The 16093-nt window shown below is 39.6% G+C and carries 18 protein-coding genes; 3 read left to right on the forward strand and 15 right to left on the reverse strand.

Annotation, left to right across the window (positions count from 1 at the left end; all coding sequences use genetic code 11):
- The 10 genes from sigF to spoIIM form a co-directional block, all read right to left on the reverse strand.
- Entirely contained in the window at positions 1 to 756 is a 756-nt protein-coding gene (gene sigF, locus AC4G3N_RS02945) for an RNA polymerase sporulation sigma factor SigF (RefSeq protein WP_066107647.1), read from the reverse strand.
- 13 nt (positions 757 to 769) lie between these two features.
- The gene (gene spoIIAB, locus AC4G3N_RS02950) at positions 770 to 1216 is read right to left on the reverse strand and encodes an anti-sigma F factor (RefSeq protein ID WP_066107650.1); all 447 of its coding nucleotides are present in this window, start codon (positions 1214 to 1216) and stop codon (positions 770 to 772) included.
- Positions 1217 to 1567: an anti-sigma F factor antagonist gene (gene spoIIAA / locus AC4G3N_RS02955; protein ID WP_066107855.1), complete on the reverse strand. Its 351-nt coding sequence runs from the start codon at positions 1565 to 1567 to the stop codon at positions 1217 to 1219.
- A gap of 123 nt (positions 1568 to 1690) precedes the next feature.
- Positions 1691 to 2869 (reverse strand): D-alanyl-D-alanine carboxypeptidase family protein, encoded by a 1179-nt coding sequence (locus AC4G3N_RS02960; RefSeq protein ID WP_491089693.1) that lies wholly within the window; start codon positions 2867 to 2869, stop codon positions 1691 to 1693.
- A gap of 762 nt (positions 2870 to 3631) precedes the next feature.
- Positions 3632 to 4456 carry a purine-nucleoside phosphorylase gene (locus AC4G3N_RS02965; protein ID WP_139891702.1) on the reverse strand — a complete coding sequence of 275 codons (825 nt, stop codon included), beginning with the start codon at positions 4454 to 4456 and terminating at the stop codon, positions 3632 to 3634.
- A gap of 14 nt (positions 4457 to 4470) precedes the next feature.
- On the reverse strand, positions 4471 to 5646 hold the full coding sequence (gene deoB / locus AC4G3N_RS02970; protein WP_490551301.1) for a phosphopentomutase: 1176 nt from the start codon (positions 5644 to 5646) through the stop codon (positions 4471 to 4473).
- 313 nt (positions 5647 to 5959) lie between these two features.
- Positions 5960 to 6850, reverse strand: a complete 891-nt coding sequence (gene xerD / locus AC4G3N_RS02975) for a site-specific tyrosine recombinase XerD (RefSeq protein WP_491089694.1) — start codon at positions 6848 to 6850, stop codon at positions 5960 to 5962.
- Between the two features lie 6 nt (positions 6851 to 6856).
- Entirely contained in the window at positions 6857 to 7087 is a 231-nt protein-coding gene (locus tag AC4G3N_RS02980; protein WP_066107661.1) for a YqzK family protein, read from the reverse strand.
- A 112-nt stretch (positions 7088 to 7199) separates the two neighbouring features.
- Positions 7200 to 7685, reverse strand: coding sequence for a ferric iron uptake transcriptional regulator (fur, locus tag AC4G3N_RS02985; RefSeq protein ID WP_066107665.1), 486 nt, complete (start codon positions 7683 to 7685; stop codon positions 7200 to 7202).
- Positions 7686 to 7864: 179 nt separating this feature from the next.
- Positions 7865 to 8506 carry a stage II sporulation protein M gene (gene spoIIM / locus AC4G3N_RS02990; RefSeq protein WP_066107668.1) on the reverse strand — a complete coding sequence of 214 codons (642 nt, stop codon included), beginning with the start codon at positions 8504 to 8506 and terminating at the stop codon, positions 7865 to 7867.
- A gap of 137 nt (positions 8507 to 8643) precedes the next feature.
- On the opposite strand from spoIIM, the gene AC4G3N_RS02995 reads away from it, so the two are divergent.
- Positions 8644 to 9213, forward strand: a complete 570-nt coding sequence (locus AC4G3N_RS02995; RefSeq protein ID WP_066107671.1) for a GNAT family N-acetyltransferase — start codon at positions 8644 to 8646, stop codon at positions 9211 to 9213.
- Positions 9214 to 9259: 46 nt separating this feature from the next.
- Here the strand turns inward: AC4G3N_RS02995 and AC4G3N_RS03000 are convergent, their stop codons facing one another.
- On the reverse strand, positions 9260 to 10435 hold the full coding sequence (locus AC4G3N_RS03000) for an endonuclease Q family protein (RefSeq protein ID WP_066107675.1): 1176 nt from the start codon (positions 10433 to 10435) through the stop codon (positions 9260 to 9262).
- Complete coding sequence (locus AC4G3N_RS03005; protein WP_139891700.1) at positions 10436 to 10987, reverse strand: NUDIX domain-containing protein; 552 nt, start codon at positions 10985 to 10987, stop codon at positions 10436 to 10438.
- A gap of 80 nt (positions 10988 to 11067) precedes the next feature.
- Between AC4G3N_RS03005 and mciZ the strand changes: the two genes are divergently transcribed.
- Positions 11068 to 11202 carry a Z-ring formation inhibitor MciZ gene (mciZ, locus tag AC4G3N_RS03010; protein ID WP_077248152.1) on the forward strand — a complete coding sequence of 45 codons (135 nt, stop codon included), beginning with the start codon at positions 11068 to 11070 and terminating at the stop codon, positions 11200 to 11202.
- 64 nt (positions 11203 to 11266) lie between these two features.
- Positions 11267 to 12187 (forward strand): aldo/keto reductase, encoded by a 921-nt coding sequence (locus tag AC4G3N_RS03015; RefSeq protein ID WP_139891698.1) that lies wholly within the window; start codon positions 11267 to 11269, stop codon positions 12185 to 12187.
- Positions 12188 to 12241: 54 nt separating this feature from the next.
- On the opposite strand, the gene AC4G3N_RS03020 is transcribed toward AC4G3N_RS03015, so the two are convergent.
- The 3 genes from AC4G3N_RS03020 to AC4G3N_RS03030 all read right to left on the reverse strand — a co-directional run bounded on the left by AC4G3N_RS03020 (position 12242) and on the right by AC4G3N_RS03030 (position 16049).
- A complete protein-coding gene (locus AC4G3N_RS03020) occupies positions 12242 to 13741 on the reverse strand; it encodes an aminotransferase class V-fold PLP-dependent enzyme (protein WP_491089695.1) in 1500 nt (499 codons plus the stop codon).
- 130 nt (positions 13742 to 13871) lie between these two features.
- A complete protein-coding gene (locus AC4G3N_RS03025; RefSeq protein ID WP_066107687.1) occupies positions 13872 to 15569 on the reverse strand; it encodes a methyl-accepting chemotaxis protein in 1698 nt (565 codons plus the stop codon).
- Positions 15570 to 15806: 237 nt separating this feature from the next.
- Complete coding sequence (locus AC4G3N_RS03030; protein ID WP_306821548.1) at positions 15807 to 16049, reverse strand: YqkE family protein; 243 nt, start codon at positions 16047 to 16049, stop codon at positions 15807 to 15809.
- Positions 16050 to 16093: the final 44 nt, after the last annotated feature.

Consider the following 16093-nt stretch of genomic DNA (forward strand, 5'->3'; position numbering starts at 1 on the left):
CTAGTCCATACGGTCTTTCATTTGATTTAAAATCTTTTTTTCTAATCTAGATACTTGTACCTGGGAGATTCCTAGCCTCTCTGCAACCTCCGTCTGCGTTTGATCCTTATAATACCGTAAATAAACAATTAATTTCTCTCGTTCATCCAATAAGGCGATTGCCTCTTTCAAAGCAATTTTTTCAAACCACTTTGTCTCTGAACTATCTGCTATTTGGTCTAGCAAGGTAATCGGATCGCCGTCATTCTCATAAACCGTTTCATGGATTGAAGAAGGCGATCGGCTTGCCTCCTGTGCCATAATGATTTCCTCAGGTGATAAATCCAAATACTCACTGATTTCTGTAATGGTTGGCGTCCGTCCGAAGTGCTTAGATAATTCATCCTTCGCTCTTCTGATTTTGTTGGACATTTCCTTCAATGAACGACTGACTTTTACCGTGCCGTCATCACGAATGAAACGCTGAATCTCTCCAATAATCATGGGAACTGCATAGGTTGAAAATTTAACATTATAGGATAAATCAAATTTATCTACAGATTTTAATAAACCAATACACCCTATTTGAAATAAGTCATCTGGTTCATATCCTCTGTTAAGAAATCTTTGTACAACTGACCATACAAGCCTCATGTTTTTCTGGATGATTTCGTCTCTAGCTAATTGGTCACCTTGCTGGCTTTGAAGTATAAGTGTTTTTACCTCTTCGTCCTTAAGCTGGGCGGTCTTTTTACCCTTTTTGACTTCCACATCCATTGTATTAGTCTCCTTAATTACATAAAGCTTTGCTTTTGGAAAGATTTTTCATAAGCCTTACCTCTGTTCCTTCACCTCTGGATGAATCGATATAAATCTCATCCATAAAGTTCTCCATTATGGTAAAGCCCATACCGGACCTTTCCAATTCTGGCTTTGTTGTATACAAAGGCTGCCTTGCTTCATCGATATCTCTGATTCCAATGCCATTATCCCGGATTGTCAGTTCCACTCTTTCTTCCTCAAGATCCAATATCGCAGTGATATAGATTTTGCCCTTGGCATCTCCCTCATATCCATGGATAATCGCGTTGGTGACCGCCTCCGAAACAACCGTTTTAATTTCGGTTAACTCATCAAGTGTAGGATCCAATTGCGCGATGAAAGCTGCCACCGTAATCCGTGCAAATGATTCGTTTTGACTCAATGCAGAAAATTCTATAGCCATTTCGTTTTTCATTTACGCTACCCCCAATCCCTGTATAGCTGCTTCCTCTGAAGATTCAAGACGAAGAATTTTAAACATTCCGGACATCTCAAATAACCTATGAACAGAAGGCGAGATGGCACAAACAATCATTTCCCCTTCAAATTGCTGAATTTGTTTATATCTGCCTAAGATCACCCCAAGACCGGAGCTATCCATAAAACTCAACTCGCCCAAATTTAAAATGATATGGCGAATGCCACCAGTTTCTATTAATTGAGATGCCTTGTTCTTTAAATCCTCCGCCGTATGATGATCCAATTCTCCCTTCAGGCGAATACATAATATATCCTCAATCGTCTTCATATCAATTTCTAGACTCACAGTACCTTTGCCCCCTTCAAAGAAAGTATAGTGGTGATTTTCGCCAAGCTCCACTTCAATTCCTTCTTAAAGACAAAACTAGTGATATTCTCTTTCTATTCGTTTAATTTCGCATACCAATGCTTATTCGTCGCCGGTATGGGTAAACATGCCGAAAGAACGCTTAAATAAATCAAACCAGCTTGCTCGTTTTACATCTTTTGATGCAATAAGAGGGGTTTCTGAAATTACTTTGTCGTCTCTCATCATTTTTAAGACACCAAGCTGATCCCCTTTTTTGATTGGGGCCTGTACATCTTTTTTCAGTACGATATTCGGACGGATATTCACATTGTCTTCCCCTTTTTTATTTAAAAGAGAAACTGAATCGTTTGTGACCAGACTTACTTTCTTCTGTTGACCTTTTTCAATTCTCAAAAGTGCAAGAGGCTGTTCTTTCTTATAGACCGGACGTGATTGATAATTAGCAAAGGCATAATCCAGCATTTTTGTAATTTGAGAATTTCGTTCCTTTGGATTCTCAGCTCCAAATACAACTGCAATGACTCGTAAATTATCTTTTTTAGCTGTTGCGGTTAAGCAATATCCTGCTTGATGTGTAAAACCTGTTTTTAATCCGTCCACACCTGGGTAAAATTTCACCAGTTTGTTCGTATTCACAAGCCAGAATTTTTTATCTGAATCCTCACGTAAGTAAGATTCATATAAACTCGTAAAATTTGTGATTTCCTCATGCTTTAGTAACTCTTTTGCTATGGTCGCCATATCAAATGCTGAACTGTAATGATCAGTTGTCGGTAGTCCCGTACAATTTTGAAATTTAGTGTTCTTCAATCCCAATTCCTGCACTTTGGCATTCATTCTTTTCACGAATTCCTCTTCGCTTCCAGCAATTTTTTCAGCCATGGCAACGGAGGCATCATTCCCTGAACCAATCGCAATTCCTCTAAGCATTTGCTCAACTGTCATTTCCTCACCTGGTTCAAGGAATATTTGCGAACCACCCATTGAGGCAGCATATTCACTTGTTCGAACTTTATCTTCCATCGTTATACGCTTTTGATCTAATGCCTCCATGATTAACAGCATAGTCATAATCTTCGTCATACTGGCGGGAGACAGCCGCTCATCTTTATTTTTATCATATATGACAGAACCCGTATCCTTTTCTATCAGTATTGCTGACTTCGTTTTAGGTGCTAAATCTAATTCCGCCGTTTTTGTTTTTTCGGCTGCAAATGATGGTACAGACATACTTAAAGTGAACACTACTACTAATAAAGCTGAAACATACCGTTTCATGGACAGACCTCCTACTCATGATAAATTCCAGTTTTACCAACAACACTACTTTTATACAGTCCAGAATCTTATCTCAGATAAAATTATATTTCCTGGTGAGGACCTAATTAATTTGAATGAAGATTTTAAATATGCTGTCTTAATTTCAAAGGGAATTCAGCTATTTCTGTGTTAGTAGAACCAAATTAACTAACATTAGATGTTCTGAAATTAAATTATCGAGCAAAACTCGAGAGGAGAGAAATTTGAGCCTGTAATCATAAAAACATCCTTTTTTTTAAAGGAAATTGGTTAAAGTGAAGACTTTTCAGTCTGCTTTTTATAATCAGTATTTAAATTTCATCTATATAACAGGCAACCTATAAACAATTGAGCGAAATTTTATAGCAATAGTTCGATTTTGAAAGGAATTGAGCGAAAAGGGAGTGGAATTGAGCGATATTTCAATTTATTGAGCGAACGGTAAAGCAATTAGCGGAAAATGAGGTTAATTGAGCGGGAATTCTGGTGATTGAGCGATCATGTAAGACTCTTAAGCGATTAGCATGGCTATTGTGCGATCATTAAGCATTTGAACGAACGATTTACACAGTAATTGAATCAAATTTGGACACTAGAGCAATTTATATCAGGCCAAAGTGAATTATTTATTCATTTTACCCTAGCATGTCATTACGCATGGTATCTTACTCCTACTATTAACCGTAAAAAAATAGAGGCTATCTAATAAAAACTATTAGACAGCCTCCTGTTAAAACTTACTTACGCTTCAATTTTCATTTCTGATACGATTGATTTCACTAAGTTCAAGAACGTAGATTTTACTTTTTCAGTCGTTTCAATTACCTCGTCATGTGCCAAAGGCTGATCCAGGATTCCAGCAGCCATGTTTGTAATGCATGAAATACCGAGTACCTTCATGCCTCCATGAGCAGCAACGATAACTTCAGGAACTGTTGACATTCCCACTGCATCTCCGCCTAAAATACGTGCCATTCTTACTTCTGCTGGTGTTTCATAAGTAGGACCTGTAAATCCAATGTAAACACCTTTTTGAATCGCAATATTTTGTTTAGAAGCAACTTGTTCTGCCAATTCCACTAATGATTTTGTATAAGCACTTGTCATATCAGGGAATCTTGGTCCAAACTCACTGTGATTCGGTCCAATTAATGGGTGTGCGCCCATGTAATTAATATGATCTGTGATAATCATCAAATCACCAGGCTTGAAGCTTTCATTTACTCCGCCTGCTGCATTTGTTACAAGAATATGCGTCATTCCCATTGCCTTCATAACACGTACCGGGAATGTAACTTCTTGCATGGAATATCCTTCATAATAGTGGAAACGCCCCTGCATAGCCGCTACTGTTTTGCCTGCCAGCGTTCCAACAACAAGTTGGCCGGCATGTCCTTCAACAGTAGAAACTGGGAAATGAGGTATTTCACTGTATGGGATTACAGTGGCATTTTCAATTTCATCAGCCAATACTCCCAACCCTGAACCAAGAATCAATCCTAGTTCCGGCTTTTGACCGGATACCTCTAAAATATGCGCTGCTGCTTCATTTACTTTTTCAAACATTCTGTTCTCTCCTTTTAATTTAGTTCCTTAAGGAAGCTTACTCCATGCTCAGGCATTTTCACACCGAAGTTATCAGCAACGGTTGCACCAATGTCCGCAAATGTACTGCGGATCGGCAGTTCTTTACCTTCTTTAAATTGTTTGGAGTATACAAGTAAAGGAACATATTCTCTCGTATGGTCTGTTCCAGGATGAACCGGATCATTACCATGGTCTGCTGTAATAATTAGCAGATCGTCTTCCTTCATTTTATCCAGTACTTCCTGCAATCTTCCATCGTACTCTTCTAATGCTTTACCGTACCCAATAGGATCGCGTCTGTGGCCAAATACAGCATCAAAATCAACAAGGTTCAGGAAGCTTAGACCAGTAAAGTCCATGTCCAATGTTTGGACCTGCTTATCCATTCCATCCATATTACTTGTTGTGCGAAGCGCTTTTGTTACGCCCTCGCCATCGTAGATATCAGCAATTTTCCCAATGGAGATTACATCAAAGTTACTATCCTTCAACTCATTCATTACCGTGCGTCCAAATGGTTTTAACGCATAATCATGGCGATTTGGCGTACGTTTGAAATCACCAGGCTCTCCAACGAATGGGCGAGCAATAATTCTGCCTACCATATATTCTTCACGAAGAGTCATTTCTCTGGCAATTTCACAGATACGATAGAGCTCCTCAAGAGGTACTACATCCTCATGAGCTGCAATTTGCAGAACGGAGTCAGCAGAAGTGTACACGATTAATGCTCCGGTTTTTACGTGTTCTTCTCCCAATTCTACTAGGATTTCTGTACCGCTCGCCGGTTTATTCCCAATAATTTTTCTGCCGCTCTTTTCTTCCAGCTCCTGAATTAATTCCGGCGGAAATCCATCCGGAAATACACGGAACGGTGTATCAATGCGAAGCCCCATAATTTCCCAGTGGCCAGTCATCGTATCTTTCCCATTGGATGCCTCTTGCATTTTTGTATAATAAGCCATTGGCTTTTCTGCCTTTTGAATCCCTTTAATTTCTCTGATGTTTGACAAGCCTAATTTACCCATGACAGGCATGTTCAACCCATTCATTTTTTCAGCTATATGTCCAAGTGTATCCGAACCTTTATCGCCAAATTTCTCTGCATCTGGCGCTTCACCAATCCCAACAGAATCCATTACAGTTAAAAATACTCGCTTAAATTTCATACCTGAAACCTCCAGCTTCTTTTATATGTAGGTTACCCTTTCTCAACGCCTGTAATCTTCCATAAATTTCAGTGGAATTTACGGGTCAAAAGTTGCAGGCGTCAGAGGTCTGACTTCTTTATTTTACATCACCGGGGAAACGTTGCCAATTTAAGTTTACCAAATTTTAATAGTTTTATTTTTCGGTATTCACTCAATATTCAAAAAGTCTTTAGACCTACTGCTTATTTCTTTTTAGAAACGTGTTCAAAAATAAAGACGGCATCCCTTACCGGAGGCCGCCGTAACTATCCTAAACTTAGAGAATCCCCTTTTAAGCTCGGGGATGGAACTTACTGTATACATCCTTTAAACGGACATTCGTGACATGTGTATATATTTGTGTTGTCGAGATATCAGCATGTCCGAGCATCTCCTGAACAGCCCGCAAATCCGCACCATTCATTAGTAAATGAGTGGCAAATGAGTGGCGAAGGGTGTGAGGTGTCAATGACTTTTGAATATTCGCCTGCTCAGCAAGCTTCTTGATAATTTTCCATAACCCTTGGCGGCTGAGACGTCCGCCGTGATGATTCAAAAATAAAGCATCCGATTTATTCTTTTGGCTAACCAATCTAGGTCTACCTGATGTTAAGTAGGTGGTAATCGAATCAAGGGCCATTTGCCCCACCGGGATAATTCGCTCTTTATTTCCCTTCCCTATACAGCGAACAAATCCCATTTCTATATGTACATTATCAATATTTAACTCTATTAATTCACTAACCCGCATACCAGTTGCATAGAGCAGCTCTAAAATAGCCTTATCCCGTATACCGAAAGCGTCAGCTGGGTTAGGTGTATTCAGCAATGCCTCCGTTTCCTCCTGGCTTAAAACCTTTGGCAATGATTTCTCAGTATGAGGGCTTTCAATCAAGACAGACGGATCTGTTTCCGAAATACGTTCCCTTAATAAAAATTGATGGAAGGATCGAATGGAAGCTGTATGGCGTGCCAGCGTTTTGGACGATTTTCCATCATCCCTTAATTTACCCAGGAACTGGACAATATGAACACGGGAAACGTCCTTCCAGTTGTCAATTTGTTGATTTTTCAAAAACTTATAATAGGAATCCAAATCTCGTTTATACGATAGGAGGGTGTTTTTAGCCAACCCTTTTTCAATTGTTAAATAATGGATAAAATCCTGCAATGGATCTTTCATTTTCATTTACTCCCCATCTAAATAAAATAGAAAGAGTCTTTCTCTCCATCCAGGCTCCTCTTCATCATTGATGGATTGAAAAACCTTTACAGCCGTTCCCTTAGGCTCGTCATAGCGATGATAATTTTCATATTCCTCATTAAACCAAACAATAGCAAAATAAAATAATATCGTAAAGCCAACAAACATGATGAATACCTTGCTTGTTTGCCAAAATAATTTAATCAAATTTCTCATAATTCTCTAGTCCTCCAGGCCTTTTTATCAATTTATGCCTGTTTGGACATGTTTTATACATATCATCCACGTTTTATGAGTAAAAGATAAAACCTTTCCACAACGGAAAGGCTTATCTTGCATGGTTATTCCCGGACCCTGCAGTCTCCGGCTCTTCTTTTTTATCTTGGCAACGATGGCAAACCCCATGAAATGTCAGGCGATGATCCTTAATTTTGAATCTGAATTTCTGTTCAACAATCGGTTCTACATCATCTAATAAATCTTCAAGAATTTCATCTACTGCTCCACATTCTATACAGACTAAATGGTGATGAAAATGCGCTGCTCCCTCTTGTCGCAAATCATAACGGGATACCCCATCACCAAAATTAATTTTATCTACTATTTTAAGCTCAGTAAGCAATTCAAGCGTTCTATATACAGTTGCCAAACCGATTTCCGGTGCTTTTTCTTTAACGAGCAAATATACATCCTCTGCACTTAAATGGTCTTCTTCATTCTCGAGCAACACTCTAACCGTGGCCTCTCGCTGCGGCGTCAGCTTGTAACTTGAAGAATGTAATTGCTTTTTTATTCGATCTAATCTAGATTCCAACCCTTTTCCTCCTCGCCGCTGAATCTGTCCGGATTTCATCATCATATTATAGAAGAAGGCAAAAAGGGATTATGAGTCCGGCCTTCTATCACCATTTATAGTATAGCAAAAAAAACGTCCATGTAAAATATAATAATTATAAACAACTTATAATAATGATTATTATCTAATAATTATTATTAACTCATATTATCAATTACAGCTTTCATTAGCCCCGGTGATAAAAAGGATTCAATCAAGGCTGCAACAACAAAAGACACTAAGGCCATTCCAAGCAACAGAGAATACTGGAAAAAATAAGGCCTTAATTTTTCGCGGCTTGATTTTAAAAATTGGCGTTTAATCATTTTAATGGAGATAATGACGGCGCATGATGCCATGATAATGGTTACGGGTACAAGGATGATATTCTGAGGTAAAATGGATACACACGCAAGCATAAAGCCCTGCCACCCTGTTTGGCTAACCAAAAAACCGACAGTAAAGCCGATCACGATTCCTTTTATAAAAAGAAGGATTAAAATCATTGGTAACCCGATAATCGAGATTCCAAGAATCCACATTAAGATAATAAACTTCGCATTCTCCTGAAAGCTATAGATGAAAATTTCACTGCTTGCACTGACTTTCCCTTGCTTTAATTCTCCGAAGAACTGAGACAAATAATAAAACAGGTCCTCTTTCTGAGTTAAAGATAAGCTGTTGACAATAATTGCCCCAAAAATGATTCCCATCAGGAATAGGACCATAATAAAAATGAAAATAGATAAATGATCTTTAATATGAAAAAGCAAAGCTCTTTTATAATACGATTTTTTCACAGGGGAATTCTCCTCTCCGGTTCCATTACTAGATTCTATGTATTTACTAGAGATTGTATTCTAGTAAAAAATAAATTCTTACTAGTCTAAATAGTATGATATAATCTCTTTAATTTACATAAAAGGAGGAGATTGGCATGAATCCGATCCTGATGGACATACCAGAAAAACTTGATGGAAGCCGAATTTATTTGCGTTCTTGCAAGCCGGGAGACGGGCCTATGGTCCATGATGCCATATTGGCTTCAAAAGAAGATTTAAAACCCTGGATGCCCTGGGCTAATCGAGATCAGACATTAGAGGAGACAGAGGACAATTTACGAAGAGCACAGGCAGAGTTTATTTTAAGAGAAGATATACGTCTATATGTGATGAGAAAAGAAGATAATATTTTCCTTGGTTCCACCGGACTACATAGAATGAATTGGGAAACAAGAAAGTTCGAGATCGGATATTGGATGGATTCTCGTTACACTAAAAAAGGATATATGACAGAGGCTGTTGAATTATTGACGAACTTCACATTCGATAAATTACTAGCTAACCGGGTGGAAATTCGCTGTGATTCAAAAAACATAAACTCCAGACGGATTCCTGAAAAACTGGGTTACACTCTTGAAGGGACATTAAGACACGACAGCTATGATTCTACAGGTACCTCCCTTCGTGATACATGCATTTTCTCTAAAATCAGAAGTGATTTGTAAAATAGAAAAAAGGGCAGTGAATGCTATTCACTGCCCTTTTTCTCCATTAATCCGTAATAATCTTCCCGTAAATACCGCCTCCGCCTTTTTGCAGAGACAATGTACCACCCCGTGCCTGATAGATGAGCATGGCTATTTTTTCAGGAACTAGCCCCTTTAGCTCCTCCAGGCTGGCTTCATGGATGACAGCCATTTCTGAACCAAAACCAGCTACTAATTTATCCAATGTTCTCGGTCCTAGCCCTGGAATAAACTCAAGCGGGATATGATGAATATAAGGCGGTCTCTCTTGCAGAACATCTCCCAGCTCAGCATCTGCAAGATCATTGATACGTTCAGCTACTCCACGTGTCACCTGATTAGAGCCGCAATAAGGACAGCGCTCTGAATACACAGCTAGAGTTTCGCCGCAATTCTCGCAAACTGTTTCATGGTATTTACCTAAATACGGATTCAGTCCGTAATTAGCTAAAATGGCACGTCCTTCTTCTTGTTGAAGTGCTTTATGCCATTCGGTAAAGTTAGGCTCCTGCAGCAACAGTTTTTGATATTCACGAGCCAGCTTTGGCAACGAATGTGCATCACTATTTGTTAAAAAGGGATAGCGGTTCAGCTCGCTTAACTTGGATGCCATTGTCGTATCAGCACTGAGCCCCAGCTCAACAGCGTCAATCCAGTCTGGATTCAGAACCTCGTTTAGGCTCTTTAAGACACCTCTGCCGTACAAACTTTTATGGGGAGTGAAAATATGTGCAGGGATAAATAACCCGCTCAAATCCTTTACTTTTTTCTGCAATACGGTAGCACTCTCATAAATACGCTGAGAGCTGAGAGTATTATTTTTAACTCTCGTTGCAAACCATTCCGAAAACAGCTTCATTTTTTCAAGAGTAGGAAAATAAGCCAGCACATGAATGGGCCCTTTGCAGTTTGCATCATTGATTTCAATCTCACTCCCAGGAATCAAAACGGTACCGTCTTTATGTTGAAGACCGCCGCCCTCGAGTTCTTTCATCTCTCCTTTTGCCATGAGCCCCTCAAGTTCTTCTATCACCTCAGGAACATGGCAGTCGATGACCCCAACCATATCGAGTCCTTTTCTTGTCGCAGCATATTCAAGAATAGTTGAAATCGTTAGGGTCCGCGCTCCTGTAATTTTGACAGGCTTCCCAGATTTCGTTCTCCCCACATGAATATGAAAATCCGCGTAATATGTCTTCATTTATTTAGACAGTGCCTCTTGGAGCTGTAAATATTGAACCGCATAGGCTGTTTTGGCATCCTGAATTCTCTCTTCTTTAATCAGTTCCAAAGCCTCTTCTAATGTGACTTCCATCAAGTCCACGAATTCATCCTCATCAAGGCCTCTTGCATCTTCCTTTTTAGAAAGACCCTTAGCCAGGTAAATATGTACAATCTCATCTGCAAATCCAGGCGATGTGTAGAGGGAAATAATATGTTCAATGGACTCGCAGGCATATCCGGTTTCCTCTTCCATCTCGCGAACCACACAATCTCTTGGATCTTCACCGGCATCCAATTTACCGGCAGGAATTTCAACTAACGCTTTTTCCATCGGCTTACGGTATTGCTCAACAAGCACGAGCTTATTTTCATCTGTAACGGCAATCACTGCGACCGCTCCAGGATGTTTAATTAATTCTCTGGTCGACGTCTTTCCATTCGGAAGAAGCACTTCATCCACACGTACATCTAAAATTCTTCCTTTAAAAATAGGTTCTGATTTGATCGTTTTCTCTTCATATTTGTACATCGTTAAATCTCTCCTTTTGTTCTAAAAAGCATTCCTCTGTTCATACATTTTACCATATAGCATGTCCAAAGGGGTGCGTTATGAAAATATGGATCAGTGACAATCAAATCATTTTGAGCGGAAAAGCTTGGGAAGTAAAAGAGAAATTAAAGCAATATAGCAATCAATATGTGTATGTTACGGACTGGCTGCAGGCCGCTCGGCAAATAAAATGACGGATTTAACTCCTTCCATTACAATAAAGAAAAGACACACTGTAATAGCGAAAGGAGATTTCCTGTGAAAAAGAGACAAATTGGAGAATCTGACTTATATGTTACGGAGATGGGACTAGGATGCATGTCTCTCGGCAAAGACGAAAAACAAGCCCGACTAATACTGGAGACAGCTATCGAACACGGAATCAACTATTTTGATACAGCCGATTTGTATGATTTTGGCCTTAATGAGGAAATGGTCGGAAGGGTGTTAAAACCATATCGACAGAACCTGATATTAGCTACAAAGGCAGGTAACAGATGGAATGACGAGAAAACTTCATGGTCCTGGGACCCTTCGCGAACCTATATTAAGCAGGCCGTAAAGGATAGCCTAAAGCGTTTACAGACCGATTATATCGATTTATACCAGCTTCATGGCGGTACAATAGACGATCCCTTGGATGAAACCATTTCCGCCTTTGAAGAATTAAAGAAAGAAGGCTATATACGTGAGTACGGCATTTCCTCCATCCGTCCCAATGTCATCAAGGAATTTGCAAACCACTCAAGTATCATATCGGTCATGATGCAATACAGTCTTCTCGATCGAAGACCGGAGGAATGGATGCCATTACTGGAGGAGCATCAAATCAGCATCATTGCCAGAGGTCCTGTAGCAAAAGGCCTTTTAACAGAGGAAATGTTAAATAAAGCTTCCGATTCTATCCGCGAAAATGGATATTTGGACTATACATATGAGGAGCTAGAGTCTCTGCTTCCATCCATTCAAGAAAAAATAGCGAGCCGTTCCATGAATGAACTGGCTTTACAATATATCCTCTCTTCTAAAGCGGTAGCTGCTGTGATCCCTGGGGCAAGCAGCGAAAAACAATTACTTGAAAATATAAAGGCTATAAACAGCAAACCGTTAGCAGCCGAAGAGCTGGAACTATTGCGCTCCTTAACTAAAGCAAATAAATATGAGACACATCGCGATTAAACGGGAGTCAGGCTATTTCATCTAAATAGCCTGATTCCTTTTCTTATTTTTATCCTATACATAGAATAACCAGTCGAAATCTTCCCGTTGGTAATCACAATAAAAATAATCATTCGTTTTTGGATCATACACATAATCCTGCTGGCACTCTTCGAAATGGTCAACAATCCATTTCATGGCTGAAATAAATTGGTAGGCTTCCGCATTCGTCATGGTTGGATGAATGGAAAATCGAATCCATCCAGGTTTAACCTCTAAATTGCCCTGATCAACCAATTCCATGATTTGTTGGGAACTCTCCTTGGAGATTCCCAATAAATAATGCCCATACGTTCCCGCACAGGAACATCCGCCCCGTACCTGAATTCCAAACCGGTCATTTAATAGTTTAACAATCAGATTATAGTGTACCCCCGGAATCATAAATGAAATAATACCCAATCGTTCTTCTTTCTCTGGTTCGAGAACCTTAATTTCAGGTATGGATAACAATCCCGGAAGAAGGATGGAAAGCAATTCTTTCTCTCTTGCCAACATATTGTCTACCCCCATTTCCTCCTTTAGCCTTATACATAATGCTGTTCGAATGCATTGCAGGATTCCTGGTGTTCCACCGTCCTCCCTCGTTTCAATATCCTCATAATAGCTTTTGTTTCCCCACGGATCCGTCCAATTGACAGTGCCGCCGCCAGGATGATCAGGTATGTGGTTGTGATACAAATTTTTATTAAAAATTAAAACACCACTCGTACCGGGTCCGCCCAGGAATTTATGCGGAGAAAAACAAATCGCATCCAGCTGTTCTGCAGGATTCTCGGGATGCATATTGATATTTACATATGGAGCGCATGCAGCAAAGTCTATCACACAGATACCACCGTGCTTATGCATCACGCTTGCCAGTTCATGATATGGAGTAATGAGTCCGGTTACATTGGAGCATGCGGTAAAAGCACCGATTTTCAACGGTCTGTTTGAATAGGATTGTAACTGCCGTTCTAATTGCTCCGGACTGACATGTCCTTTTTGACCAGGTTCCACGATAACTACATCGGAAATCGTCTCAAGCCAGGAGGTATGGTTGGAATGATGTTCCCGATGGGTAATAAATACAACCGGTCTTTCCTCAGGCTTTAGTTCAAGCCTCGATTCCCATTTTTCTGGTATGCGCAAGCCAAGTATACGTTGAAATTTGTTAATGACCGACGTCATTCCAAAGCCATCAAGGAGAATCGCATCATCCGGACCAGCGTTTACATGCTCTTTTATGATTTTCTTTGCATGATGATACGCATTCGTCATGAATGAGCCGGTTTGGTTTGATTCCGTATGGGTATTTGCCATAAACGGTCCAAATTCCTTCGTGATTTTATCCTCTATCGGTTTATATAATCTTCCGCTTGCTGTCCAGTCCGCATATATAATCGGCTTTTCTCCGTATGGGGTTGAAAACGTTTTGTCATTTCCTATAATGTATTTGCGAAAATCATGGAAATATTGCTCCAGCTCTCCAAACCATTCTCGCTGATGATTTCCAATTCTTGCCCTCAGCAATCCTGTTCACCTTCTATCTGCATAAGTCAGTAACAGTATATGAATAAAAAGCCTATTGGTTATTGCCGTGGAGAAAATAGTACTTTCTTACAAAAAAGCCCTATCACTTTTCAGTGATGAGGGCCTTCCATTATTCTTCCATTGATTTCTCAGTTTTAAATTTCCCTGTCAGAGCAATAAGTTCATTTGTAATTTGAGCAAGTCCATTAGCATATTCTGCTGTCTCTTTTACCATCGCATTCTGTTCCTCTGCGGATGCAGAAACTTCTTCAGCAGAAGCCGCTGATTCCTGAATGGTTGTGGATGTCTCTTCAATCATGCCCTCAACTCTTTTAACATCTTCATTAATCATTTGAAAGGACTCAGTTAATTTCTCTAAATGATTCTTTGTATACCCAACCTTTTCATTTATGATTGTCAGTGTACTGCTGCCTTCCATCACTGTTTCAACCTGAGTACGGAACTGATTTAAATTATTTTCCATAACGTTCATCGTGTTAAATGTGTCTTTTTGAATTTTATTAATTAAATCCTTGATCTCTTCAGTAGCTTTATTTGTCTGTTCGGCCAGCTTACGTACTTCATCTGCCACTACTGCAAAGCCTCTCCCTTGCTCCCCCGCTCTTGCGGCTTCAATAGCTGCATTCAGAGCCAATAGGTTCGTTTGGGCCGAAATATCTGTAATAAACCGAATTATATTTTCAATTTCATTTGCTCGTTCGCCTAAATGCTTCACTTGTTCGTTGGCATGAGCAATATCGTCACCAAGTGCTACTAATACCTGCAGTCCTTCGAGAATCATCACTTGTCCATCCCTTGCTATAAGTGATGATTCCTCTGCATTGCCCAATGTTTCTTTTGTAAAATAAGTCCCTGTTTCAACCTGTTTTGTAATATTCACCATTGTCTCAAAGATATGGTTAGCTTTATGTGATTGAGTATCAATTCCAGATGCGATATACGAAACAGTGGTGGCAATTTGATCAGCAGCCACACCGGTTTGCTGAGTACCCTCTGCCATCTTAACGGTATTGGCATGGATTTTATCAGATGATTCCTTGATGGCACCTATTAAGTACACAAGCTCTGTACGCATTTGTTCCATTCCACTCGCAAGTGTGCCGATTTCATCCTTTGTTTCTGCAACAATTGGTTCTGTTAAATTTCCCTTGGCAATCAACATGACTTGTTTAGATAACTTCTCTATTCCCCGAGTAACCGGACGTGTCACTCTATAAACCATGGTGTAGCCGATCGCTAGGTTCATAACAAAAACCGTTAACGCAGTCGTTAAGGCCTTTCTCGTCTGCTCTGTCAATTGATTTATATCCTTATGAATTCCATCAACAGCCTGTTTCTGTAAGTCACCAAGCTGCTGTTCCATAGTTTGTTCAAATTGAGTAAAGATCACCTTAGGCTCATTACCAGCTTCTATCCCCTTTTCTGTGAAACTCTCAGCCATTAGCTGCCCGGATTGATAAAACTCGGTAAAGGAATCTGCTAATGAATCCAATTTTCCGGATGATACACCCAGTTTTTTTAAATCCTCGGCATGATTCTTAAATTCTTCTGCATACGTATCAGCCAACGAATAAGTATCAATCGTGTCCGAGCCTTTCGTAGCACTGATTCCTTTGAATACCTGCTGCACCTGAATAACATTGACTTTCATTTGATCTGTTAGTAGTACAATCTCTAAGGAACTCTTATTTATTTCCTGAATGCGCTTTTCATTCGAATACAGATTGTAAGCGAGAACAGCAGCTACTATTAAACTTAAAACAGTAACGCTGATAAAAGTGATAACAATTTTTCGCCTGATATTCATCTCTAAAATTCCTCCAAAAATTCCCGATATATCTTCCCGTTATCTATATCGGCCAGTTCTGCGTAATATGTAACCATTTTGTGGAGAAACCTATAATTTTTTGCAGAAATAATGGTAAATAGTGGTTAGAACTATTTACTTATACAAATAAAAAGACCACCCTGCTTTGCAGTGCCTCGAAAAGGTAGTGTTCAACTTCCTTTTAAGAGTGCATTACATTTAGGGTGGTCCCTTCCTTTATCCCTTAAACTGCTTCCAGTTCAGATTGCTCTCATTTAATAGCTCTTCAAAGCTTTTATTTTTCTCGCGGCGTTTTCGTTCCTCACGCTTTTGTTTTTCCATTTGCTGTATTCGACGTTGCTCTTCTTCCTTTAATTCACCTTTTTTATTCTGCAATTGGCTCAAAATATCTTGATTTAGCAGATCTCCCAAGCTAATTGAGCCATCATCGTTTTTCTTGGATGGTTTATGTTTCATCATCGGATATTAGCTCCTTTTTTCTTTCTATTATAATGGGTCAGTCA

Source organism: Bacillus sp. z50 (assembly GCF_058313585.1).

Coding starts and splice junctions, on each gene's coding strand:
- sigF (WP_066107647.1), bottom strand. CDS start 756: ATGGATGTGGAAGTCAAAAAGGGTAAAAAGACCGCCCAGCTTAAGGAC.
- spoIIAB (WP_066107650.1), bottom strand. CDS start 1,216: ATGAAAAACGAAATGGCTATAGAATTTTCTGCATTGAGTCAAAACGAA.
- AC4G3N_RS02960 (WP_491089693.1), bottom strand. CDS start 2,869: ATGAAACGGTATGTTTCAGCTTTATTAGTAGTAGTGTTCACTTTAAGT.
- AC4G3N_RS02965 (WP_139891702.1), bottom strand. CDS start 4,456: ATGTTTGAAAAAGTAAATGAAGCAGCAGCGCATATTTTAGAGGTATCC.
- deoB (WP_490551301.1), bottom strand. CDS start 5,646: ATGAAATTTAAGCGAGTATTTTTAACTGTAATGGATTCTGTTGGGATT.
- xerD (WP_491089694.1), bottom strand. CDS start 6,850: ATGAAAGATCCATTGCAGGATTTTATCCATTATTTAACAATTGAAAAA.
- AC4G3N_RS02980 (WP_066107661.1), bottom strand. CDS start 7,087: ATGAGAAATTTGATTAAATTATTTTGGCAAACAAGCAAGGTATTCATC.
- AC4G3N_RS02995 (WP_066107671.1), top strand. CDS start 8,644: ATGAATCCGATCCTGATGGACATACCAGAAAAACTTGATGGAAGCCGA.
- AC4G3N_RS03000 (WP_066107675.1), bottom strand. CDS start 10,435: ATGAAGACATATTACGCGGATTTTCATATTCATGTGGGGAGAACGAAA.
- AC4G3N_RS03005 (WP_139891700.1), bottom strand. CDS start 10,987: ATGTACAAATATGAAGAGAAAACGATCAAATCAGAACCTATTTTTAAA.
- mciZ (WP_077248152.1), top strand. CDS start 11,068: ATGAAAATATGGATCAGTGACAATCAAATCATTTTGAGCGGAAAAGCT.
- AC4G3N_RS03025 (WP_066107687.1), bottom strand. CDS start 15,569: ATGAATATCAGGCGAAAAATTGTTATCACTTTTATCAGCGTTACTGTT.
- AC4G3N_RS03030 (WP_306821548.1), bottom strand. CDS start 16,049: ATGATGAAACATAAACCATCCAAGAAAAACGATGATGGCTCAATTAGC.